The sequence below is a fragment of the Actinomycetospora atypica genome (assembly GCF_042653685.1).
GTDB lineage: Bacteria > Actinomycetota > Actinomycetes > Mycobacteriales > Pseudonocardiaceae > Actinomycetospora > Actinomycetospora atypica.
In genome coordinates, this window is the sequence record NZ_JBHSIV010000023.1 from 71783 (window position 1) to 93901 (window position 22119).

Sequence of the window (22119 nt, forward strand, 5' to 3'; positions counted from 1 at the left end):
GAACGGAGTCCACGTCATGCGGTTCGGGGGGACCCGGTTCGCCGCCGCCCTCGGCGCGCTCGTGGTGATCGCCGGGCTGGTCGCCGCGGTCGCCTGGTACGGCACCGGGGGGCGCGGGCAGATCGTCGCGACGCCCTCCATGGGGACGGCGGCACCGGTGGGCACGCTCGTGCTCACCCGACCCGCCGCGGGCGTCGGGATCGGCGACGTCGTCACCTACCGGCCGCCGGTGGCGAACCACCCGCTGACGGTCACCCACCGGGTCGTGGCCGTCGCACCCGACGGGTCGTTCCGGACCCGCGGGGACATCAACGGCGCCGAGGACCCGTGGACCGTGCGGCCGGCCGACCTCGTCGGCCGGGCCGTGTTCGTCGGGCCGGGCCTCGGTTGGCTGGTGAAGGCGCTGCCGCTGCTGGTCAGCGGGGTGCTGCTGCTGTGGTGGGTGACCCGGCTCTGGGTGCCCCGCCGCTGGGGCGTGCCGCTGCGGGTGCTCGGGTTCTCCGGTCTCATCGCCGCCGCGACCACGGTGCTCCGGCCGTTCGTCGGCGTCGTGACCCTCGCGACGACCACGGACGGTGCGGGCTCCCACGTCACCCTCGTCTCCACCGGGCTCCTCCCGATCCGGGTCACCGCCGCGACCGGCGGTCACCTCGACCTCGTCGACGGCCAGGTCGGGGTGCTGACGACGCAGGTGCCGCAGGGCGAGAAGGGCACCGTGATCACCAGCGGCGTCCACATGCCGGTCTGGCTCTGGGTGGTCATGGTCGCCTTCTGGCTGACCCCGATGCTCTACGGCCTCGTCGCCGCCTGGCGGCACCCGCTGGTCGACGAGACCGGGGCCGCCGGTCCCGACGAGCCGCCCACGGCGCCCCTGCTCCTGCCGGTGACCGCGCCGATCGAGCGCTACCGCGCGCCGCTGGTCGGCACGTCGGTGGTCGCCGGACTCGTCGTCGCCCTCACCCTCGTCATCGCCTCGACGACCGCGAGCTTCACCGCTCGGGTGACCAACTCCGCGAACACCGCGGCCTCGGCGCCCTACTTCACCTGCGCGGCCGCCTCGACCGACGGATCGGCCGACTTCCAGGTCTGGCCGCTCGACGACGCGCCGGTGACGAACGGGTCGACCGCGCGCGACCTCTCCGACTCCCGCACCCGCACCGGCACCTACACCGGCGGCTTCACGACGACCGGCACCAAGCCCTGCCCGCGCGACACCCCGGCCCGGGCGGTGACGCTGGCCCCGACCGCCCAGGTCCCGTCGTACGTCACCCCGACCGCGGCCCTCAGCACGCCGGCCCGGAACACCTTCTCGATCGCGGTCTGGTTCCGCACCACCACGACGACGGGCGGGCGCCTGCTCGGCTTCTCACCCGCCCGCACCGGGGCGTCCCTCGCCACCGACCGCCACCTCTACATGACCGACACGGGCCGGATCGTCTTCGGCGTCCAGCCGACGCTGAGCGCGCCGGTGACGGTCAGCGGCGCGAGGGCCTACAACGACGGCGTGTGGCACCTGGCGGTGGCGACGCTCTCGCCGGCCGGGATGACGCTGTCCGTCGACGGCGCCCAGGTCGCGGCCAACCAGGGCGTCACCTCGGGCTCCCTGCAGCTCCTGGGCGGCTACTGGCGGGCCGGCTGGGACACCCTCGCGGGGTGGCCGTCGCGCCCGGCCACCGACTACTGGACGGGCAGCCTGGCCTACGCCTCCGTCTACACCGACGCGCTCTCGACCGCACGGATCGCCGCGCTCTACACCGCCGGCACCTAGTCACCCCCGCCCGAGGTACGGCATCGTCGTCGCCATGATCGTCAGGAACGGCACGTTGGCGTCGAGCGGCAGCCCCACCATGTAGCGCACGGCGTCGGCCACGTGCTCGGGGTCGAACGTCGGCTCGACCATCCGCTCGCCGTTCGGCTGGACGATCCCCTCGCGCATCCGCGCGGTCATGTCGGTGGCGGCGTTGCCGACGTCGAACTGCCCGCAGGCGATGCCGAAGGGCCGGCCGTCGAGGGCGATCGTCCGGGTGATGCCCGTGATCGCGTGCTTCGTCGCGGTGTAGGCGATCCCGCCGGGGCGACCGACGTGGGCGGCGATGGAGCCGTTGTTGAGGATGCGCCCGCCCTGCGGGTCCTGGGCCCGCATGATCGCGAAGGCCTCCCGCGCGCAGAGGAACGAGCCGGTGAGGTTGACGCCCACCGTCGCGTTCCAGCCGTCGACGTCGACCTGGTCGGGGGTGCCGACCGGCCCGGTCGTGCCGGCGTTGTTGACGAGCAGGTCGAGCCGGCCCCAGGTGTCGGTCACGGCGCGGAAGAGGGCTGCCACGTCGTCGGGGTCGGCGACGTCGGTCGGCACGACGATCGCGTGCTCGCGTCCGTCGGCCGTCTCGCGCAGCGCCTCCTCGCGGCGGCCCGCCAGGGCGACCCGCCATCCGTCGTCGAGCAGGGCGCGGCTGATGACCCGGCCGAGGCCGGAGCCGGCTCCGGTGACGACGGCGGTTCCCGGTGCGGTGCGCATGGGCGCAGAGCCTGGCCAGCCGGTCGCGAATCTTCAATGGCGACCGCGCTCGGGGGGCCTACGGTCCCCGGCATGCAGACCTCCGGCACCTTCCGCGTCGCCGCCTTCGACCCCACCGACGTGACCGTCGACCCGGCGATCGCCACCGCCCTCCCGATCGGCATCGCCCGCATGGAGAAGGTCTACGAGGGCGACGTCGCCGGCCGGTCCGCGACGCTGTTCACGGCCGCCTTCGACGAGACCTCGGGCCAGGGCACCTACATCGCGATGGAGGCGTTCGAGGGCTCGCTCGACGGGCGGACCGGCACGTTCGCCTACGTCCACTCCGCGACGACGTCGGGGTCCGACCGGAGCCACGAGTTCTTCGTCATCGTGACCGGCAGCGGGACCGGGGAGCTGGCCGGGATCCGCGGCTCGGGGTCGCTCGGCGTCGACGCCGACGGGACGCACCGCGTGGCGTTCGAGTGGGAGACCGACGGGCAGTAACGCCGGGCCCGCTGGAGCGATCCAGTCGGCGAACGGCCGCACGTTGGCGGCCAGGTCGTCGGGGGATGATCACGATGGGTCGTTGTCGTTGCGGTGCCTCGTGGGTGCCGGACCTGCACTTCTGCGTCTCGTGCGGGGCGCGCGTCCCGGTGATGCCGAGGGTGCCGGTGGGCGCGGGCGTCGGTGGCCCGGTCGGTCCGCGGCCGCTGCCGCGCCCGGCCGCGCCGCGATCCCTTCCGCCCACCGTCTCCCCGTTCCCGACGAGGCCCGCGGTCCCCGTGGCGGCCCCGGCGTACGCGGCGCCGACGCCCCGGCCGACCCGGTCCACCGCGCCCTGGCTCGTGGGCGGGATCGCGGTCCTCGCCGCGTTCACCCTCCTGGCCGTCGCGATGACCGTCCTCGCCCTGCGGCCCGCGACCGTGTCCGCGGCGCCTGCCCCGGTGGTCGCCCCGACCGTCACGGTCGGCGTGCCGGTCCCGGTCGGTGCCTCGCGGACTGCCGACAGCTCGTCGGGCACCGTGTACTCCGCCGGGTCGACCTCCGGGGCCACCGCGTCCCTGCAGGCGCAGGTCGACGCCGACCGGTCGGCGGTGGACGCCCTCGCGGGGAGCTGGGTGCCGCAGCTGTCGGCCAAGCACGAGGGCACCGTCGCCGACGGCGTCACCTACGACGACGACGCGATCTGGTCGCACTTCACGATGCTGGCCGCGCGCTACCCGTCGACGGCGCTGCTGTACTCGGGCGACTGGTCGGTGTTCAAGGGCTCCGACTACTGGGTCGCGGTCTACCCGCAGGCCTTCTCCACCGCCGACGGCGCCAACGCCTGGTGTTCGGCGCAGGGCCTGCCCGCCAACGACTGCTTCGCCAAGCAGCTCTCGCACACCGCCGGTCCCGACGGCACCACGAAGCCCCGGTCCTGAGAGCGACCGGCCCGCCGGGTGCGCGCTGGGCGCACCCGGCCGGAGCGGCGGTCGGACTAGAGGGTGATGCCGCTGAGGGCGGCCTTGCTCGCCCCCGAGCCCTGGGCGTCCTTCTTCGCCGCGGCCTCCTTCTTCGCGGCCTCGGCCCGGGCCTTCTCGGCCTGCGCCTGGGCCTTCTCCGTCGACTGCGGTGCGGAGGAGGACCGGAGCAGGCTGCCACCCCTCGTGGGCTGGGCCGCCGGGGCGGCGGCCGGGCGGGCCGCGGTGGTCCGGGGAGCAGCGGCGGGCTGGGCGGCCGACGCGGCGGGAGCCGGGGCCGCCGGGGCCGGAGCGGCGAACGCGGTCGCGGGCGAGGCCGCGGCGGCGACGAGCACACCGATCGTGAGGGCGCGCACGCGGGGGGAGAGAGACACGGGAGAACCTCCTGCAGGGGAGCGGACGGCGCCCTACCGGCGCACCGTCGGATGCGGCGGGCTCAACGACGGTGATCGGCCCGGGTTCGTCGGCGCGCCCGTGGATCCCCCGGACGAGAGCCCCCGCCTCGCTCCACCGGGGGACGGACACCGCGCGAACCCGACATCGGCGCCCCGTCACGGGAGGGTCCGTCGCCCGACGGGACGAACGGCCCGCTCGTCACCCGAGAAGGTGACGAGCGGCCCGTTCGTCCGGTCGGGATCGCGGCGCGCAGAGCGAGCGGCCCGCTCGCGCGCGGAGAAGCAGCGGGAGTGCCGCTCGCTCCGTCGTCGAGGGGCGTGTCAGCCGGCGCGCGTACCGGCCCGGTCGGCCTCGCGGGCCGCGACGTCGACGGCCGAGCAGAAGCCCCGGCCGTGCCGCTTGAGGCAGAGCAGCCCGAGGAGCGCGCCGGTCGCGTCGACCACCGCGAGCCGGCGCCGGCCGGCCGCGGCCATCGCCGCGCGCGTCGCCTCGAGGTCGTCCCCCGGCCCGGCGACCCGGCCGGTGAGCCGGCCCGCCGTGCGGGCGCGGTCGGAGTCGGGTCGCCCGTCGAGGTCGTCGCGCTCGACCACCGACACGAGCACGCCCCGCTCGACGAGCAGCAGGGCGTGCACGTGGGAGTCGGTGAAGAACGCCCGCGCCGCCCCCACGGACACGTCGGGTCCGTGGACCTTCGGTGTCCGGAGGTGGGCGTCCGCGATCGTCGGAGACGAAGCGCAGCGGAGCTCGACCGGGTCGTGGGGCATCGTCAGACCGGGCTGACCTCGACGCGGGTGTCGGAGAACGTCGGAGCGTTCCCCAGGTCCGCGAAGACGAACGGGTTGACGGCGTTCACCGTGGTGCCCTCCTTCGCGTTCTTCCGCCACGATCCCATGGGACAGACGACGACGCCCGGCGCGACCTCCGCGGAGATGTGCGCCAGCGCGACGAATCGGCCGCGGTCGTTGGTCACCGCCACGTAGTTGCCCTCGTCGATCCCGCGGGCCTCGGCGTCGTCCGGGTGGATCGTCAGGGTCTGCTCGCCCTGGACCCGCTTCTGCATCGCCTGGTCGCCCGCACTCGAGTTGATGTAGGCGTGCGACTTCGGCGAGAGCAGGTTGAGCGGGTAGACCTCGCCGCGCTCGCGCGGCTCCACGTAGTGGGGGAGCGGGTCGACCGTGCCGCCGGGCTGGTGGTCGTCGGAGAGCTGCCGGAACAGGTTCACGACGAAGTTGCCCACCGCCTCGAGCGCCGAGCTGCGGAACTCGGTCTTGCCCGACGGGGTGGGGAACCCGCCCTCGGCGTGCGGGCGGTACTCGTCGGGCGAGGGCAGGTTGAGCCGGGCCCAGCCGGTCTCGCGCAGCGACTCGAGGGTGATGCCCTCCATCGCGGGCGCCGACCAGTCGTAGGCCTGCTCGAGCAGCTGCTCGTCGGAGAGCTGGAAGAACTCGTCGTCGAAGCCCATGGCCTTCGCGAGCCGGCGGAACAGCTCGGTGTTCGGGACGGCCTCGCCCTCGGGCGCGACGGCCGGGACGTTCAGCGTCACGTAGAAGTGGCCCCAGCTGAACATGATGTCGTGCTGCTCGAGCTGCGTGGTCGCCGGCAGCACGATGTCGGCGTACATCGCGGTGTCGGTGAGGAAGTGGTCGCTGACCACCGTGAACAGGTCCTCGCGGGCGAGCCCGGCGGCGATCTTCTCCTGCTCGGGGGAGACGACCATCGGATTGGAGTTGTAGACCATGATCGCGGTGACCGGGGTGTCCAGCGCCATCTCGCCGGTGAGCGCCCGGCCGAGCAGGAACTGGTTGATCACCCGCGTGCCGGGGGTGCGGTACTCGGGGTGGATGAACGCGGGCCAGTTCACCGGGTGCGCCCACAGCGGCAGCTGCAGCAGGCCGCCGCCGACGTGGCGCCACGCGCCGACGAGCGCGGGCAGGCAGGCGATCGACCGGACGGTCTGGCCGCCGCCGGCGTGGCGCTCGATGGCGACGCCGATGCGGATCATCGCCGGGTCGGTGGTCGCGTACTCGCGGGCGAGGGTGCGGATGTCCTCGACCGGGATGCCGGTCTCCTCCGACGCCCACTCCGGGGTGTACTGCGCGACGCGCTCGGAGAGCTCGTCGAAGCCGAGGGTGTACTCGCGGACGTACTCCTCGTCGTACAGGTCCTCGGTGATGATCACGTGCATCATCGCCAGCGCGAGGGCGCCGTCGGTGCCGGGGCGGATCGGGATGTGCCAGTCGGCGCGCTGCGCGGTGCGGTGACGCATCGGGTCGATGCAGACGACCTTCGCGCCGCGCTTCTGGGCCTCGGCGATGACCGGCCAGAGGTGCAGGTTCGTGGAGATCGTGTTCGAGGCCCAGATGATGATGTACTTCGAGTGCACGATGCTCTCGGGGTCGACGCCCGCCGTCGCGCCCACGGTGGAGGCGTACGCGGTGCAGGCCCCGGAGTCGCAGTAGGTGCGCTCGGTGACCGTGGCGCCGAGCCGGTGGAAGAACGCGTCGCCGGCGGAGAGCCCGTTGAGGATGCCCTGCGTGCCGAGGTAGCTGACCGGCATCACGGTCTCGGACCCGTGCTCGGCGATCTTCTCCTGGAAGGTCGTCGCGATGGTCTCGAGCGCGGACTCCCAGGAGATCTGCTCGAAGCGGCCGCTGCCCTTCGGGCCGATGCGGCGCAGCGGGTGCAGCACGCGGTCGGGGCTGTAGGTCTTCTCCTGGTAGTTGTTGACCTTGACGCAGAGCCCGCCGCGGGTGATCGGGTGCTCGGGGTCGCCGGCCACCTTCGTGGCGCGGCCGTCCTCGACGGTCACGAGCATCGCGCAGGTGTCGGGGCAGTCGTGCGGGCAGGCGGCGCGGACCGTGGTGGTGGTCGGCGTCAGGGGCAGGTCCAGAGCGGTCACGGGGACTCCTCGTGGTGGTTCGGAGGTCCGGTCGTCGTCGACGTGTGCGCATCGTCACCCGCCGCGGGGAGAGCGGGCTTGTCGCTCCGTGCCAGATCGGTGCACGCAGACGAAACACGGGGGTGCTTGCGGCCCGCCGGGGCCCGCCCTAGCGTCGGGCGACCACCACCGGAAGACCCCTGCCCATGAGCCGCGCCGTGCACCGAGTCGGGCCCTTCGCCGGGCCCGGGGTCGGCGCTGCCGCGGAGACGGCGCAGGGCCTCGCCCCGTGGAACGACCTCCTCCGCGAGCACTTCGTCGCCCTCGACGTCGACGACGTCGACCGGGACGGTCCGTTCCGTAGTCGGGTGCGCAGCGCGCTCGTCGGACACCTCTCGGCGGCCGTCGTCAGCTCGGCCCCGCAGAGCGCCTGCCGGACGACGGGGCTGGTCCGCAGCGATCCGCGGGTCTACCTGCAGGTCGGGATGGTGGCGCAGGGCCGGGCCGTGCTCGAGCAGGACGGACGGGAGGCCGTCCTCGAGGCGGGCGACTTCGCGATCTACGAGACCGACCGGCCCTTCGCGTGGCACTTCCCCGGGCCCTGGACGCTGAACGTGCTCACCTGGCCCCGCGAGCTCGTCCCGCTCGGCGCCGAGGTCACGCGCGCCGCCACCGCCCGCGCGCTCGGAGGCGACCGGCTCGGGGCCATCGTCGGGCACACGCTGGCCGACACCGCGGAGTCGCCGCCGGAGCTCTCGGCGGCGGCCGGCGGCCGCCTCGCGGGGCAGCTCGCCGCGCTGCTCGGCACGGCCGTCGGGGAGTCGCTGCGGCGCGACGAGGTCCTGTCCCCGGGCAGCGCCGCCGACCTGCGGCGCCGGGTGGACGAGTACGTCGTCGAGCACCTCGCCGACCCCGACCTCGGGCCGGAGGACATCGCCCGGGCGCACTACCTCTCGGTGCGCGCCCTGCACCGGGTGTTCGCCGACGACGACACGACGGTGGGCGCCCTGATCCGCCGGCGCCGCCTGCAGCAGGCCCGGCGCCGCCTGCTCGACCCCCGCGGCGCCGACACGAGCCTCACCGAGATCGCGCACGTCTGCGGCTTCGCCGACCTCGCCTCGTTCAGCCGCCGGTTCAAGCAGGAGTTCCACGAGGCGCCGGGGTCCTACCGGCGTCGCGCGGGGCTCTGAGCCCCCGGCCGCCCGAACCCGGCGGCCCGCAGGGGTGGTGATCGAGTGTGGCGTGGGTAACGATGCGGTGGACGGCCGACGACGGCCGGCCGCGGTGTCCCGTCCGGGCTCCGGGGGTGCTCGTCGCGCGTCCGGGGCGAGGGACCGAGACGGCAGGGGTGTGACCACATGGCGGTGGGCGTCGAGTCGGGGACGGTCCCGGCGACGGGGACGGGCGAGGTGATCGTGCTCGCCACGGCGCGCACGAGGGCCGAGCACGAGCTGGTGGCCTCCTGGGCCGCGGAGCACCACCCGGGCGCCCCGGTCTGCCTCGAGGAGGACGCGCTCGCGCGGGCGCTGGAGGGCGCCGGCCCGACGACGACGGTGGTGCCGATCCGGGTGACGTGGCTGCCGCCGACCCGGATCGCCGAGCGGGGGGACGGCGCCGGGACCCCGGCCGAGAGGCCGAAGCCCTCCGACCTCATCGCCCTGCTCGGGCACCGCGCCCCGCTGCGCTTCGTCCAGCGCCGCCTGGCTCGCACGTCGCCCGACCGCGTGCAGGTGGTCGAGGGCGAGGCCGCCTCGGTGGGCGACCTGCGCGAGCGGCACGACGACGAGGCCCGCGAGGAGCCGCTCGCGGCCTACGTCCGGCGCGCCGGGGTGCTCGCCTGCGAGCGGGCCGAGCGCGCGGTGATCGGCGACCACTACACGGTGCCGCGCCTGGTCGTGGAGCAGATCGTCGCCTCGACGGGGGTGCGCGAGCGGCTGCGCGACCTGGCGCGCGAGCACGGGCGGACCTTCGACGACGTCCTGGCCGACATGCGCGCCCGCCTCGGCGACCTCGCCGCCGTGCAGAGCCCGCTGGCGATCGACGCGTTCCGCACGGTCTTCTCCCCGCTGCACACCCCGGCCTGGGACGTGCAGGTCGACAGCGAGACGGTGGAGCCGCTGCGCGAGCTCAACCGCACCGCGCCCCTGGTGTTCCTGCCGACCCACCGCTCCTACGCCGACCCGCTGGTGCTCGCCGAGGTGCTCCGCGACCACGACCTGCCGCGGAACACCGTCCTCGGCGGCAACAACATGTCGTTCTGGCCGATCGGGCCGCTGGGCAAGCGCGCCGGGGTCGTCTTCATCCGCCGCACGTCGGGCGACGACCCGGTCTACCGGCTGGCGCTGCGCGAGTACATCGCCCATCTCGTGGCGAAGCGGTTCAACCTCGAGTGGTACGTCGAGGGCGGGCGCTCGCGCACCGGCAAGCTCCGCAAGCCCCGGCTGGGCCTGCTCAACTACCTGGCGGGCGCGCTCGACGACGGGCGGGCGCCCGACGTGCAGCTCGTGCCCACCTCGATCGTCTACGACCGCCTCTACGAGCTCGACGCGATGGCCGCCGAGCAGGGCGGCTCGGAGAAGTCGGCCGAGGGGCTGGGCTGGCTGGCCCGCTACGTCCGCGGGCAGACCCGCAACAACGGGAACGCGCGGGTGCGCTTCGGTGAGCCGTTCTCGCTCCGCGAGGCCCTGGCCGAGGTCGGCGAGGGCCCCACGCGGCTGGAGAAGGTCGCGTTCGCGATCTGCGACGGCATCAACCGGGCGACCCCGGCGACGCCGACGGCGCTCGTGACGTTCGCGCTTCTCGGGACCGGGGGGCGGGCCCTCACGCTCGACCAGATCCGGGCCTCCACCCTGCCGCTGCTCGACCACCTCGACCGGCTCGAGCGTCCCGGCCCGCGCGACGCCCTGACCGGCGACGGCATCGAGCGGACGCTGGAGCGGCTCGTCACCGGGGAGGTCGTCGAGCGCTACGACGGCGGCGAGGAGCCGGTGTGGTCGATCCGCGACGGCCGCCACCGGGTCGCTGCCTTCTACCGCAACGGCGCGATCCACCACTTCGTCAACCGCGCGATCGTCGAACTGGCGCTGCTCGCGGCGTCCCGCGCGCCGTCGGGCACCGACCCGCTGGACGCGGCTTGGGCCGAGGCGCTGGCGCTGCGCGACCTGCTGAAGTTCGAGTTCTTCTTCCCGTCCAAGCGGCGCTTCGCCACGGAGATCGAGGCCGAGTCGGCGCTGGTCGACCCCGAGTGGCGCGAGCACGTCGGCGACGCCGACGGCGCCGCCCGGCTGCTGGAGCGCACCCGCTTCCTCGTCGCCCCCCGGGCGCTGCGCTCGTTCGTCGACGCGCAGTGGGTGGTCGCGACGAAGCTGGCGGCGCTGCCGGCGGGCACGGAGGTCGACCGGACGGCCTTCGGCGAGGAGTGCCTCGGGCTCGGGCGCCAGATGCTGCGCCAGGGCCGGGTGGTGCGCCCCGACTCGGTGTCGACCGAGCTCTACGCCTCGGCGCTCGACCTGGCCGACAACCGCGGGCTGCTGGGCGCCGACGCCTCCGCCGAGGCGCGGACGGCGTTCCGCGACGAGATCGGCGACGTCCGCGACCGGCTCGTCGAGCTGGCCCACGTGGAGGACCGGGTGACCGAGGAGCTGCTCGCATGACCGTCGTGCGGACCGACGCCGAGGCCGGGCTGGCCGCCCGCATCGACGCCGCCCCCGCCGGCGGGGCGGTGACGGCGTTCGTCGTGGTCGACGGGGGGCTGCTCGCCGGCTGCCCGCTCGGCCCGGCCGCCGCTCCCGACTCGCTGTGGGGCCGCTTCCTCGCCGACGTCCGCAGCGGCGTCGACGGCCCGGGCGACGTGACCCCGGCCGACGTCGAGCGGGTGGTGCGGTCGCGCCGCGGGCGCGACGCCGAGGAGGTCGCGCAGGAGGGCCGCGAGACGTTCCGCGCGACGACCGCCTCGTGGCTGCACCCCGAGGTGTGGCGGCTCGCGGTCGCCCACGCCCGCCGCGGGCACCGCGTCGTGCTGGTCTCCCGCGCGACCCGCGCCGAGGTGGAGCCGCTCGCCCAGGAGCTGGGGGCCGACGACGTCGTCGTCACGCGGGTGTCGGTGACCGACGGCCGGATCGACGGGATCGGGTCGCCGGTGTGCGCGGGCCGGCAGGCGGCCGCGGCGGTCGCCGCCTGGGCCGAGGACCACGACGTCGTGCTCGCCACCTCCTTCGCCTACGGGACCGTGGCCGACGAACCGGTGCTGGGCCTCGTCGGGAACGCGGTGGTGGTCGGCCGGGACGGGAGCCGCGGCGACCTGCCCGTGCGCCCGCGAGGCGCCGTCCCGCCCCTCGACGCGATCAGCGGCACCGTCGGGTTCTACGGCGGGTTCGCCACGGCGAGCGCCGCCGCGGCCGGCGTGGGGCTGCTGCAGGGGTCGCGGCACTGGGCGATCAACCTCGCGGGCTCGGTGGCCTCGGAGCTCGCGCTCGGCATCGCGGGCGTGCAGATCGAGGTGGAGGGCACCGAGCACCTGTGGGCGCGCCGACCGGCGGTGTTCGTGTTCAACCACCAGAGCGCCCTCGACCCGATCGTCGCCATGACGATGCTGCGCCACGACTTCACCGGTGTGGCGAAGGCGGAGGCGAGGGCGATGCCGCTGTTCGGGCCGCTCTTCCAGTTCGCCGACGTGGCGTTCGTCGAGCGCGGCAACACCCGCCAGGCCCGGGAGGCGCTCGAGCCCGCCGTGGAGAAGGTCCGGCGCGGGATGTCGCTGCTCATGGCCCCCGAGGGCACCCGTTCGGCGACCCCGCGGCCCGGCCGGTTCAAGAAGGGCGCGTTCCACATCGCGATGCAGGCGGGGGTCCCGATGGTGCCCATCGTGCTGGAGAACGCGGGCGAGCTGATGTGGCGCCACGACGCGACGGTGCGGCCCGGCACGGTGTCCGCGGTGGTGCACCCGCCGATCGACACGGGCGGCTGGAGCGTGGAGACCCTCGACGAGCACGTCGCCGAGGTGCGGTCCGTCTTCCTGACGACGCTGGGGCTCGAGGAGAAGCAGTGACCGACGACAGGGGCGAGCGCAGCGACGGGGAGAGCGCCGGACTCGGATGGGCCGACTCCGACGACATGTCGGCGTTCGAGACGCTGATGTGGCGCGCCGAGGCCGACCCGGCGCTGCGCTCGACGATGGTCGCGGTCGCGGACCTCGACGCGGTGCCCGACTGGACGCGGCTGGTCACGGCGCACGAGTGGGCGACCCGGATGGTCCCGCGGTTCCGCAAGCGGGTGGTGGAGCCGCCGCTGGGGCTCGGGGCGCCGGTGTGGTCGGCCGACCCCGACTTCGACCTGGCGCGGCACGTCCGCCGCGTCTCGGTGCCCGAGGGCGAGGGGTGGGCCGGGGTCCTGGCCCTGGCCGAGCACCTCGCGACCACCCCGTTCGACCGGCAGCGTCCCCCGTGGGAGGCCCTCCTCGTCGAGGGCCTGCCCGACGGCCGGGCGGCCTACCTGCTGAAGATGCACCACGTCACCACCGACGGGCTGGGCAGCGTGCAGCTGTTCTCCGGGCTGCTGAACCGGCACCGGGAGACCGACCCCGACAAGCCGCAGCCCCGGGCGCCCGAGCAGGACGGCCCCGGTCCCTGGTCGGCGCTCGGGCGCCAGGTCCGCCACGACGCCGAGGCGCTCGCCGCGGTGCCGGTGCACATGGTGCGGGCGGTCGGCGCGGCGCTGCGCGACCCGATCGCGAGGGCGCGGGAGGCCGTCGCGTTCGGGCTCTCCGCGATCCGGGTGATCGGCGACCCGGGGGCCACCGCGTCCCCGCTGCTCGCCGAGCGCGGGCCCGACTGGCGGTTCGTGGCGATGGAGCTGCCGTTCGCGCCGTTCCGGGCCGCCGCGAAGGCCGGCGGCGGGTCGGTCAACGACGCGTACGTCGCCGCGCTGCTCGGGGCCTTCCGGCTCTACCACCAGGCCCGCGGCGTCCCCGCCGACGAGATCCGGATGGCGATCCCGGTGTCGCTGCGCAGCGAGGGGGACGACGCCGGCGGCAACCGGATCGCCTCGCTGCGCCTGACCGGCCACCTCGCGGAGAAGGACCCGGCCGAGCGGATGGCGCGGGTCGCCGCCGACGTGGCCCGCGGCATGGCGGAGCCGGCGGCGGACGACATCGGGCTGGTGTCGCCCCTGCTCGCGCGCCTGCCCGGGTCGGTGATCGCGGCCGTCGCGGGCGGCATCACCAAGGGCAACGACCTGCAGGCCTCCAACGTCCCGGGCATCCGCGAGGAGGTCTTCCTCGCGGGGGCGCGGGTCGACCGGATGTTCCCCTACGCCCCGCGGCCCGGGTGCGCGGCGATGATCACCATGCTCACCCACGGCGACACCTGCTGCGTCGGGGTCAACCTCGACCCGGCCGCGATCACCGACCGCACCCTGTTCGGACGCTGTCTCGTCGAGGGCTTCGCCGAGGTCCTCGCGCTCGGCCCGGGCGTGCCGCCGGAGCCGCTCCTGCGGCGCTGACCCGTCCGTTCGGGCGGGTCGGTTGGGCACAACCGATCGGTCCGACGCACGATGATCGTCCGTGACCGGATTCGACCATCCCGAACGTGCCCCCCGCCTGCTCGGCGCCGTCACGATCGTCCTCACCGGTGCGGCCGGGGCGATCGACGCCGTGACGTTCTTCGCGTTCAACGAGGTGTTCGCCTCGACGATGACCGGCAACCTGGTGCTGCTCGGGCTCGACGTCGGCCGCGGCCGGTGGTTCCAGGCGCTCGAGGCGCTCATCGCCATCGTCGGGTACTCGAGCGGGCTGATCGCCGGGACGCTCAGCGCGGGACTCGCGATGCGGCGCTGGCCGTGGCGCAACGCGGTGGGGGTGGCGCTGACGGTGGAGCTGGCGCTCCTCGTCGCGGTCGGTATCGGCTACTACGCCCTGTCCGACCCCGGGGAACTCACGCTGCGGGCGGTCCTGCTGGTGCTCGGAGCCGCGGTCGCGATGGGCATCCAGGCGGCGGCGATGCGGTACGTGGGCCCGGCGGGCACGCCGACGAACTTCCTCACCGGCACCGTGACCAACTGGGTCTCGGCGATGGTCGAGCTGCACAAGCCGAGCTGGAACTCCAACTCGGCGTTGCGCATCGGCGCGATCGTCGTGTTCGCGGGGATCGGGGCCGTGGTGCAGACGCACCTGCCCGCGTTCTCCTACGCGGTCCCGGTGCTGCTGGTCGCCGTGGCGATCGGCCTGATGGCCCGGGTGACCGTGCTGAACCACGGCGGCCTCACCACGGGCGACCCGCAGTTCGCACCCGACGGGGCGCGGCAGGAGTCCTAGGGGTCAGGCCGGCCGGAGGGCCCGCAGCCGCCCCAGCAGCGAGGGGCGCTCGGGCGCGCGGCTCTCGCCGGTGGCCGTCGCGCAGTCCTCGCAGCGCTGCGCGGGTGGGCTGGCCAGCGACGACGCCCAGACCGTGCGGGCGCACGCCGAGAGGTGGGCCCCGGAGTCGGGATCGTGGTCGACGACGGCGTGGTCGCGGCCGTCGAGCGCGCAGGTCAGCCAGTGGGCCCGGCCGCCGGGTCCGGTGGTCATCAGGCGTCCCGGACGAGGTCGTCGAACCGTCCGCCCCGGAGGTCGGCGAGGAACGCGGCGAGCTCCGGGCGGCTGAGCAGCAGCGCGGGCTCGTCGGGGAAGCGGGAGTTGCGCACCGCCACGTGGTCGGCGGCGACCTCGCCGGCGGGGGCCAGCTCCACGCAGTTGCCCTGCTTGCCGCTGTGGCGGCTGCGCCGCCAGGGGACGTCGACGAGTCGCGAGGCCGCGGTGTGCATCGTGGTGTCCCCGTTCGCCCGTGGCTGGTTGAACCAGGAACGACGGTAGCACCGGCGACCGGCATCTGCATGTGCAGAAGCAGGGTGCGGACGACCGTTCAGTCGAGGCCGCTGCGAAGCTTCGTGAGCAGGCTCCGCGTCTCGTCGGGGCTCAGGGCGTCGATGGTGAGCTCGTCCATGACCCGGCTGTACTCCTCGACCTCGTTGCGGCGGTCGAGGTACACCGCGCCGGTGAGGCCCTCGACGTAGGCGAGGTCGGGCACGTCGGGCTCGGCGAACCGCAGCAGGGAGAAGGCGGTCTCGGCGCCGTAGCCCGAGAGCTCCGTCGGCAGCACCTGCAGCGTGATGTTGGGCCGGCGGGTGCGCTCGAGGAGGTGGTCGAGCTGGGCGGCGAGCACGGCGTGCCCGCCGATCGGGCGGTGCAGCACCGACTCCTCGACGACCGCCCAGAGCGTGGTGGCGTCGGGCCGGTCGAGGACCCGCTGCCGCTTCATCCGCACGTCGATGCGCTCCTCGACCACCGCGTCCGCGGTCTCGGGGCGCCCTCGGGTGACGATGGCCCGCGCGTACTCCGGGGTCTGCAGCAGCCCGGGGACGAAGAGCAGCTCGTAGGTCTGGATGCGCACCGCGGCCGACTCGAGGCCGACGTACTCGGAGAACCAGCCCGGGACGGCCTCCCCGGAGCGCTGCCACCAGCCCGGCTCGTTGGCCTGCTCGGCCAGCTCGAGCAGTCGCGCGCGGCGCGGGGTGTCGCCCTCGCCGTAGAGCGTGAGCAGGTCGTCGACGTCGCGGCGCTTGAAGCCGACCTTGCCCGACTCCATCCGGCTGATCTTCGACTCGCTGCCCCGGATGTGGTAGCCCGCGCTGCCACGGGTCACCGACGCCTCCTCGCGCAGCCGCTTGAGCTGGGCCCCGAGGATGATGCGGCGCGCGGTGGGACCGGGGTCCTCGACCGTGCCGGCGGTCGTCGGGATGTCGTCGGGGGTGGCCACGCCGGTGTCCTCCCGGGGGTTCGCCGTCCGGACCGGGGGGTGCCGGTCCGGGCGTTCGACCCTACAGACCACCCTCCCCGCACGGGGGGAACCGAGCACCGCGTCGTCGATGTCCACCGGTCGGACGCACCCGATCGCGACGAGGGTCTCGTCCCCCGGGGCCTTTCGGAGCCGGCGTGCGCGGTCATCCTCCCTTCGCGCGGCGAGGGCCGGGCACGACGACGGGGAGCACGGATGACGGCGGGATGGTCCGCGATGCTCGCCCCCGGGCGGCGCGGCACGGTCGGGGTGCTCTGCGGCGGGGTGCTGCTGTTCGCGATCGACACCTACGTGACGGCGAGCCTGCTGCCGTCGGCGATCGTCGAGATCGGCGGCGAGCGCTTCTACTCGTGGGTGGTCACGCTCTACCTGCTGCCCGCCGTGGTCGCGTCCGCGCTCACCGGCCGGGCCCTCGCGGCGTGGTCGGCCCGCCGGGCCTACCTGATCGCGCTCGGCGCCTTCGGCCTCGGCACGGCGATCGACGCGCTCGCCCCGTCCATGGCGGTCCTGCTCGTCGGGCGCGCGGTGCAGGGTGCGGGCGGCGGGCTGCTCGCCGGGCTCGCCTACGCCCTGATCCGCACCGCCCTGCCGCGCGAGCTCTGGACCCGGGCCAGCGCGGCGATCTCCGCCATGTGGGGCCTGGGCCTGCTCGTCGGGCCGGCGCTCGGCGGCGTGTTCGCCGAGGCCGGCATGTGGCGCGGGGCCTTCCTGACGATGGTCGTGGTCACCGGGGTGGTGGCGGTCGCGGTCCCCGCGGGCCTGCGCCGGGCCGCGCCCCGCCCCGCGAGCCCGCGGACACGGTTCCCGCTGACCTCGGTGCTGCTGGTGGGCGGCGCGGCCGCGGTGCTCTCGGTGTCGGGGCTCGCCGTGTCGGGGGCCGGGGTGAGCGCCCGCGGCCTCCTGGTGGCCGCGGGCGGCATCGTCGTGGCCCTCGGCCTGCTCGTCGCGCTCGTGGTGGTGGAGCGCCGGCCGGGGGCGGCGCGCATCCTGCCCGCCGCGACCTTCACCCGCGGCGGCCCGCTCGGGGCCGTGTACGTGACGGCCGCGGTGCTGATCGGGGTCTCGGCGGTGGAGGCGTTCGTCCCGCTGTTCGGCCAGCGCCTCGGCGGGCTCACGCCGGTGGTGGCGGGCTTCCTCGGGGTCGCCCTCGCGTGCGGCTGGGTGGTCGGGGAGATGACCAGCGCCTCGCTGAACCGGGGACGGGCCGCCGTCGCGTTCGGGCCGTGGGCCGCGGTGGCCGGGTTCGCCCTGCTGACGGTCACCCAGACTTCCGGCGCGGTCGTCTGGTGGGCGGTCGGGCTCCTGCTGGCCGGCCTCGGGGTCGGGATGGCCTGGCCGCACCTCGCCGCGGGCGCGATGGCGAGCGGCGCCGAGGAGGGCGACGAGGGCGAGGGCGACCGGGCCTCGGCCGCGATCACGATGGTGCAGATGCTGGCCGTGGCGCTCGGCGCCTCGCTCGCCGGCGTGGCGGTGGCCCTCGGCGGCAGCGACGTGGCGGTCTCGGCGCAGCTGCTCTACGGCGGTTTCGGGGTGGTCGCGGTGCTCGGCGCGGTCACGGCGCTGCGGGCGCGGGCCGCGGCCTAGAAGTTCCCCTCCGCGACCTGGAGGACCGTCAGCCCGAGGGCCCGCCACATCGCCACCACCCGGTCCCGGTCGTCGAGCACGAGCCGGACCCGGAGCCGCCCCGCGACGTGGCGCTCGTAGAGCTCGCGCTTGACCACGTCGTCGGGGCGGGTGTCGCCGACCGCCCGCAGGTGCAGCTCCGGCCACTCGTCGCCCTCGAGCACGTGCGCGTGCAGCCACCACTCGGTGGGCACCCGCGCCGCCTCGGTGCGCCCGGAGAGGAAGACGACGCGCGGGGTGGAGCGCCGCAGGTCGCGCAGGACGCCCACGACGACCGCGTTCGGCAGGTCCTCCCCGGAGCGCAGCTCGCCGCCCGGGCCGGGGAAGGGGGAGCGGTCGGTGCGCATTGCGACGGTGCCGTCGACGTCGCAGAGCAGGACCTCCTCCATCGGGGGAATCCTGGCAGGGCGCGGCGGGCGGGACCGGCCCGGCGGGTCCACCATCGGCGGCCGTGTCCCGTGCCGCGCTGGTCGCCGTCCTGGCCGTGCTCCTCGCCGCGTGCGCGAGGACGAGCAGCGCCCCGGCCGCGCCCGCCGCGCCGCCGCCCCCGCCCGTGTCCCCGGCTCCGGCGCCACGGCCGGGCACCTTCGCGGTGCCGCCCGGCGCGACGATCGTGATCGACCCCGGCCACAACGGCGGCAACGCCCGGGCCGCCGCCGCGATCGCCCGGCCCGTCCCCGACGGCCGGGGCTCGACGAAGCCGTGCAACACCACGGGGGCGGCCACCGCCGACGGCTACGCCGAGCACGCCTTCACCTGGGCGGTCTCCGGCCGGCTCGCGGCGCTGCTGCGCGAGCGGGGGTACCGCGTGGTCCTCACCCGCCCCGATGACACCGGGGTCGGCCCGTGCGTCGACGCCCGCGGGGAGGCCGGGGCGCGCGAGCGGGCCGCCGCGGTGATCTCGGTGCACGCCGACGGGGCGTCGGCCGCGGGGCACGGGTTCCACGTCCTCTACTCCTCGCCGCCGCTGGACCCGGCGCAGCGCGGCCCGGCGAGGGCGCTCGCCGATGCCGCGGTCACCGCGATGCGCGGCGCCGGGTTCACGCCCGCCACCTACATCGGGCGCGACGGGCTCGACGCGCGCGACGACATCGCCGGGCTCAACCTCGCGACGGTGCCGAGCGTGCTCGTCGAGTGCGGCAACCTGCGCAACCCGGGGGACGCCGCCCTCGCGCGCTCGCCCGAGGGCCAGGAGCGGTTCGCGCGGGCCCTCGCGGCGGCGATCGGCTAGAGCAGGCCCGGATCAGGGCAGGCCCGGGTCAGAGCAGGCCCAGCACCGCGCCGAGGCCGCGCTCGCCGTCGCGGTACTCGCTCGGCAGCACGAAGGCGCGGCAGCCGACCGCGACCGCCCCGCCGTCGCGGACCGGGTTGTCGCCGACCATCAGCGTCGCGCGCGGGTCGACCCCGAGGGCCCGGCACGCGGTGGTGAACATCGCCGGGTCGGGCTTCTCGACCCCGATCTCGCAGGAGAGCACCCAGGCCCCCACCCGGTCGGCGAGCCCCGCGGCGTCGGCGTGCGCGCGGATGTCCCAGCCGATGTCGGAGACGATCCCGACCGGTACGCCGCGCGCCGCGAGGGCGTCGAGCACCCCGGCGGTGTCGGCGTAGGGCACCCAGGCGTCGGGGGCGCGCAGCACGTCGGTCGCCGTGTCCTCCGCGCCCGCGAGCCCCGGCACCCGCGCGAACCAGGTCCGCATGGCCTCCCGGTGCGCCGCGTCGGACAGGTCGCGGCCGTGCTGGGCGGCGGCCACCTCCGGGTCGGCGGCCGCGGCGACGACGTCGGCGAGGGTCCGCTCGACGTCCAGGTCCCGCCCGGTCGCGGCGGCGACCCGCGTGAGCCACGTGTGCACGTCGACCATGTGGAAGAGCGTGTTCGAGAAGTCGAAGAGGACGGCCTCGACGGCGGGGACGGGCGCCCGGCGCTGGTCGGCGGTCGGCTCGTAGGCGGCAGTCAGGTCGAACAGGGCGCGCACGGCCACATTGGACCAGCGGGTGCCGCTGCAGGTGTCAGCCGCCCATGCTGCGGCGGATCTCCTCGAGACGCCGCTTGCCCGCCGCGTCGCGGTCGGCCTCCTGCTGCGCGAGGTCCCGGACCTCGGGGGTCTCCTCGTCGAGGACCCCCGCGCCGTCGGCGGTCGCGGCGCGCCGGGCGATGCGGTCGCGGACGAAGTCGAAGGTCGGGACGCCGTCGGCGGTGTAGTCGGGGGTGAGGCCGGGGGTGTCGTCGCCCGGGACCCGGTCGGTGGGCTCGCTCATGCCGCCACGGTCCCAGACATCGACGTCCGGCGGGAATTGAGCCGGGTCGGCTCATGTTGGAGGAGTCAGCGGCCCGCAAGGACGGGCCACCTTCACCCAGGAGGACACCATGACCGCACTGACCTTCCGCGGCCCCCGCTTCGTCACCCCGTTCGGCCCGTTCCGGCTCGCCGACGCCCTGGTGCGCAGCACCGTCACCACCCGGCCCGCCGAGTCGGCCTGGTACGTCCCGGCCGCCGACGTGGAGCGCGACGGCGACGACGCCGTCGTCCGGCTCGAGCTGCCCGGTGTCGACGTCGCGTCCGACGTGACCGTCGAGGTCACCGGGCACCGCCTCGTGGTCGCGGGCGAGCGTCGCGACGAGCGGACCGGCGAGGGCTTCCGCGAGTCCCGCCGCGGCTCGTTCCGCCGCAGCTTCACGCTGCCGCGCCACGTCGACCCCGACGCCGTCCGCGCCTCGTACGACGCCGGTGTGCTGTCGGTGCGGGTGGGCGGCGCGTACGCCGAGCCGCAGCCCGTCACCCCGCAGACGCGTCGCGTCGCGATCGACGGCGTGACCCCCGCGCCGGAGGCCACCACGCCGGAGGCCCCCACCCAGGAGGCCCCCGCGCAGGACGGCGACCAGCCCCAGGCCTGATCCCCGCTCCGACCGGACGTACGGCCCGTTCGTCACCGAGGAAGGTGACGAGCGGGCCGTTCGTCGTTCCCGGGGACGACCCGGCGTCGTCGGGCCCGCGAGCTACTGCTGACCTGAGCCGTCTCGCTACGATCGCGCGGCGCCGACGCCCCGACCTCCGGAGATCCGATGCCACCCCAGGCCCCGCCACCCGGCCGCCCCGGCCCGGGCCCGTGGGGTCAGGGGCCGCCGCCCCCGGGCGGGGCGCGGCCACCGACGGGACCGATGCGGCCGCCGATGCCGCCGCGCCCGCCGGTCCTCCCCGCGTCGGGTCCGTTCCCGAGCGGCCGGCCGAGCGCCCCGCCGCCCCGCCCGCCGGTGCACTCCGCCTACGGACCGGGCGGCCCGCACCGCGGACCGGTCGCCGCGACCGCCCGGCGATCGCGGATGGCGGTCGTCGCCCTGGTTCTCGCCGTGCTGCTCGCGCCCGTCGGGCTCGTCCTCGGGATCGCGGCGCGACGCCGGATCGCGGCGTCGTCGCGCAGCGTCTTCGACGACACGGCCCCCGACCCGCTCTCCGGGCGGGGCCTGGCCACCGCGGCGATCGTCGTCGGGCTGGTGCTCACCCTCGCCGAGGCCGCCCTGGTCGCCGCCCTCACGGTCGGGGTCCCGGAGAGCTGGCTGTCGAACGACCTGGCGGCGACGTCGGTGCAGGACACGATCGAGCGGACGGTGCCGCTGCCGGCCGGGACGGTCCGCTGCCCCGGCCCGCTGCCCGCGACCGTCGGGGCGAGCATCACCTGCACGGGCACGGAGAACGGGGCGCCGGTGACCCTCCGCGCCACGGTGACCGTGGCCCAGGGCCGCGACGTCCGGTTCGAGATCACCCGCGGCTGAGCCGGGTCACCAGCGCCAGACGCGCTCCTCGCCCGGGCCCTGGCGGATCACCTCGGGCTCGGGGCCGGAGAGGTCGACGACCGTCGTCGGCTCCTTGCCCTGGTCGCCGGAGTCGAGGACGGCGTCGACCATGTGCTCGAGGAGCTCGGCGACCTCCCAGCCCTCGGTCGGGGGCTCGGACTCCCCGGGCAGGAGCAGGGTGCTCGACAGCAGCGGTTCCCCGAGCTCGTCGAGCAGGGCCTGCGTGACGACGTTGTCGGGGATCCGGACCCCGACCGTGCGCTTCTTCGGGTGCGCGAGCCGGCGCGGGACCTCCCGCGAGGCCGGGAGGATGAAGGTGAACGGCCCGGGCGTCGCGGCCTTCACGGCGCGGAACACCGGGTTCGACACCTCGACGAGCTGGCCGAGCTGGGCGAAGTCGCGGCACACGAGCGTGAAGTGGTGCCGGTCGTCGAGGTGGCGGATGGTGCGGATGCGGTCGACCGCGTCCCGCGCCTCCACCCGGCAGCCCAGCGCGAACCCGGAGTCGGTGGGGTAGACGATCAGCCCGCCGTCGCGCAGCAGGGCCACCGCCTGCCCGATCGTGCGCCGCTGGGGATTGCGCGGATGCACGTCGTAGAACCTGGCCACCCGATCGAGGGTAGGCCGCCCCGGTCGGACCTCGC

Annotated in this window: 23 protein-coding genes; 12 read left to right on the plus strand and 11 right to left on the minus strand. The window is 75.4% G+C overall.

The features are described 5' to 3' along the window. Positions 1–16: 16 nt before the first annotated feature. A complete protein-coding gene (locus ACFPBZ_RS19745) occupies positions 17–1768 on the plus strand; it encodes a LamG-like jellyroll fold domain-containing protein (RefSeq protein ID WP_378037807.1) in 1752 nt (583 codons plus the stop codon). Here the strand turns inward: ACFPBZ_RS19745 and ACFPBZ_RS19750 are convergent, their stop codons facing one another. Continuing rightward, positions 1769–2515 (minus strand): SDR family oxidoreductase, encoded by a 747-nt coding sequence (locus ACFPBZ_RS19750; RefSeq protein ID WP_378037808.1) that lies wholly within the window; start codon positions 2513–2515, stop codon positions 1769–1771. It abuts the gene before it with no gap. 72 nt (positions 2516–2587) lie between these two features. Between ACFPBZ_RS19750 and ACFPBZ_RS19755 the strand changes: the two genes are divergently transcribed. After that, positions 2588–3001 carry a DUF3224 domain-containing protein gene (locus ACFPBZ_RS19755; RefSeq protein ID WP_378037809.1) on the plus strand — a complete coding sequence of 138 codons (414 nt, stop codon included), beginning with the start codon at positions 2588–2590 and terminating at the stop codon, positions 2999–3001. Positions 3002–3105: 104 nt separating this feature from the next. Further along, positions 3106–3921, plus strand: coding sequence for a hypothetical protein (locus ACFPBZ_RS19760; RefSeq protein ID WP_378037810.1), 816 nt, complete (start codon positions 3106–3108; stop codon positions 3919–3921). Positions 3922–3977: 56 nt separating this feature from the next. On the opposite strand, the gene ACFPBZ_RS19765 is transcribed toward ACFPBZ_RS19760, so the two are convergent. From ACFPBZ_RS19765 to ACFPBZ_RS19775, 3 genes are all read right to left on the minus strand, one after another. Continuing rightward, complete coding sequence (locus tag ACFPBZ_RS19765) at positions 3978–4334, minus strand: hypothetical protein (protein WP_378037811.1); 357 nt, start codon at positions 4332–4334, stop codon at positions 3978–3980. A 342-nt stretch (positions 4335–4676) separates the two neighbouring features. Next, positions 4677–5030, minus strand: a complete 354-nt coding sequence (locus ACFPBZ_RS19770; protein ID WP_378037812.1) for a hypothetical protein — start codon at positions 5028–5030, stop codon at positions 4677–4679. 92 nt (positions 5031–5122) lie between these two features. Next, the gene (locus ACFPBZ_RS19775) at positions 5123–7255 is read right to left on the minus strand and encodes a molybdopterin-containing oxidoreductase family protein (protein ID WP_378037813.1); all 2133 of its coding nucleotides are present in this window, start codon (positions 7253–7255) and stop codon (positions 5123–5125) included. A gap of 185 nt (positions 7256–7440) precedes the next feature. Between ACFPBZ_RS19775 and ACFPBZ_RS19780 the strand changes: the two genes are divergently transcribed. From ACFPBZ_RS19780 to ACFPBZ_RS19800, 5 genes are all read left to right on the plus strand, one after another. Then, complete coding sequence (locus ACFPBZ_RS19780) at positions 7441–8424, plus strand: helix-turn-helix domain-containing protein (protein WP_378037814.1); 984 nt, start codon at positions 7441–7443, stop codon at positions 8422–8424. A gap of 168 nt (positions 8425–8592) precedes the next feature. Further along, entirely contained in the window at positions 8593–10887 is a 2295-nt protein-coding gene (locus tag ACFPBZ_RS19785) for a glycerol-3-phosphate 1-O-acyltransferase (RefSeq protein WP_378037815.1), read from the plus strand. Then, positions 10884–12281 (plus strand): 1-acylglycerol-3-phosphate O-acyltransferase, encoded by a 1398-nt coding sequence (locus ACFPBZ_RS19790; RefSeq protein ID WP_378037816.1) that lies wholly within the window; start codon positions 10884–10886, stop codon positions 12279–12281. The genes ACFPBZ_RS19785 and ACFPBZ_RS19790 overlap by 4 nt, the downstream gene beginning before the upstream one ends. Further along, positions 12278–13732 (plus strand): wax ester/triacylglycerol synthase domain-containing protein, encoded by a 1455-nt coding sequence (locus ACFPBZ_RS19795; protein ID WP_378037817.1) that lies wholly within the window; start codon positions 12278–12280, stop codon positions 13730–13732. Before ACFPBZ_RS19790 ends, ACFPBZ_RS19795 begins: the two co-directional genes overlap by 4 nt. 61 nt (positions 13733–13793) lie before the next feature. Continuing rightward, the gene (locus ACFPBZ_RS19800) at positions 13794–14543 is read left to right on the plus strand and encodes a YoaK family protein (RefSeq protein WP_378037818.1); all 750 of its coding nucleotides are present in this window, start codon (positions 13794–13796) and stop codon (positions 14541–14543) included. Positions 14544–14546: 3 nt separating this feature from the next. Here ACFPBZ_RS19800 and ACFPBZ_RS19805 read toward each other — a convergent pair whose 3' ends face one another. The 3 genes from ACFPBZ_RS19805 to ACFPBZ_RS19815 form a co-directional block, all read right to left on the minus strand. Further along, positions 14547–14795, minus strand: a complete 249-nt coding sequence (locus ACFPBZ_RS19805; RefSeq protein WP_378037819.1) for a hypothetical protein — start codon at positions 14793–14795, stop codon at positions 14547–14549. After that, positions 14795–15031, minus strand: a complete 237-nt coding sequence (locus ACFPBZ_RS19810) for a DUF397 domain-containing protein (protein WP_378037820.1) — start codon at positions 15029–15031, stop codon at positions 14795–14797. Before ACFPBZ_RS19810 ends, ACFPBZ_RS19805 begins: the two co-directional genes overlap by 1 nt. A gap of 98 nt (positions 15032–15129) precedes the next feature. Then, the gene (locus ACFPBZ_RS19815) at positions 15130–16023 is read right to left on the minus strand and encodes a helix-turn-helix domain-containing protein (RefSeq protein WP_378037821.1); all 894 of its coding nucleotides are present in this window, start codon (positions 16021–16023) and stop codon (positions 15130–15132) included. Positions 16024–16257: 234 nt separating this feature from the next. Between ACFPBZ_RS19815 and ACFPBZ_RS19820 the strand changes: the two genes are divergently transcribed. Beyond that, positions 16258–17646: an MFS transporter gene (locus tag ACFPBZ_RS19820; RefSeq protein WP_378037822.1), complete on the plus strand. Its 1389-nt coding sequence runs from the start codon at positions 16258–16260 to the stop codon at positions 17644–17646. Here ACFPBZ_RS19820 and ACFPBZ_RS19825 read toward each other — a convergent pair. After that, positions 17643–18074: a phosphatase domain-containing protein gene (locus tag ACFPBZ_RS19825; protein ID WP_378037823.1), complete on the minus strand. Its 432-nt coding sequence runs from the start codon at positions 18072–18074 to the stop codon at positions 17643–17645. The genes ACFPBZ_RS19820 and ACFPBZ_RS19825 overlap by 4 nt on opposite strands. A 62-nt stretch (positions 18075–18136) precedes the next feature. Here ACFPBZ_RS19825 and ACFPBZ_RS19830 point away from each other — a divergent pair, with 62 nt between their 5' ends. Further along, on the plus strand, positions 18137–18916 hold the full coding sequence (locus ACFPBZ_RS19830) for an N-acetylmuramoyl-L-alanine amidase (RefSeq protein WP_378037824.1): 780 nt from the start codon (positions 18137–18139) through the stop codon (positions 18914–18916). A gap of 28 nt (positions 18917–18944) precedes the next feature. Here ACFPBZ_RS19830 and ACFPBZ_RS19835 read toward each other — a convergent pair whose 3' ends face one another. Together ACFPBZ_RS19835 and ACFPBZ_RS19840 are read right to left on the minus strand one after the other, a co-directional pair. Next, complete coding sequence (locus tag ACFPBZ_RS19835) at positions 18945–19658, minus strand: HAD family hydrolase (RefSeq protein WP_378037825.1); 714 nt, start codon at positions 19656–19658, stop codon at positions 18945–18947. A gap of 34 nt (positions 19659–19692) precedes the next feature. Continuing rightward, positions 19693–19941 carry a hypothetical protein gene (locus ACFPBZ_RS19840; protein WP_378037826.1) on the minus strand — a complete coding sequence of 83 codons (249 nt, stop codon included), beginning with the start codon at positions 19939–19941 and terminating at the stop codon, positions 19693–19695. A gap of 109 nt (positions 19942–20050) precedes the next feature. Between ACFPBZ_RS19840 and ACFPBZ_RS19845 the strand changes: the two genes are divergently transcribed. Together ACFPBZ_RS19845 and ACFPBZ_RS19850 are read left to right on the plus strand one after the other, a co-directional pair. Beyond that, the gene (locus ACFPBZ_RS19845; RefSeq protein ID WP_378037827.1) at positions 20051–20578 is read left to right on the plus strand and encodes an Hsp20/alpha crystallin family protein; all 528 of its coding nucleotides are present in this window, start codon (positions 20051–20053) and stop codon (positions 20576–20578) included. A gap of 426 nt (positions 20579–21004) precedes the next feature. After that, the gene (locus ACFPBZ_RS19850; protein WP_378037828.1) at positions 21005–21454 is read left to right on the plus strand and encodes a DUF4333 domain-containing protein; all 450 of its coding nucleotides are present in this window, start codon (positions 21005–21007) and stop codon (positions 21452–21454) included. Between the two features lie 6 nt (positions 21455–21460). On the opposite strand, the gene ACFPBZ_RS19855 is transcribed toward ACFPBZ_RS19850, so the two are convergent. After that, a complete protein-coding gene (locus ACFPBZ_RS19855) occupies positions 21461–22084 on the minus strand; it encodes an L-threonylcarbamoyladenylate synthase (RefSeq protein WP_378037829.1) in 624 nt (207 codons plus the stop codon). Between the last annotated feature and the right edge of the window lie 35 nt (positions 22085–22119).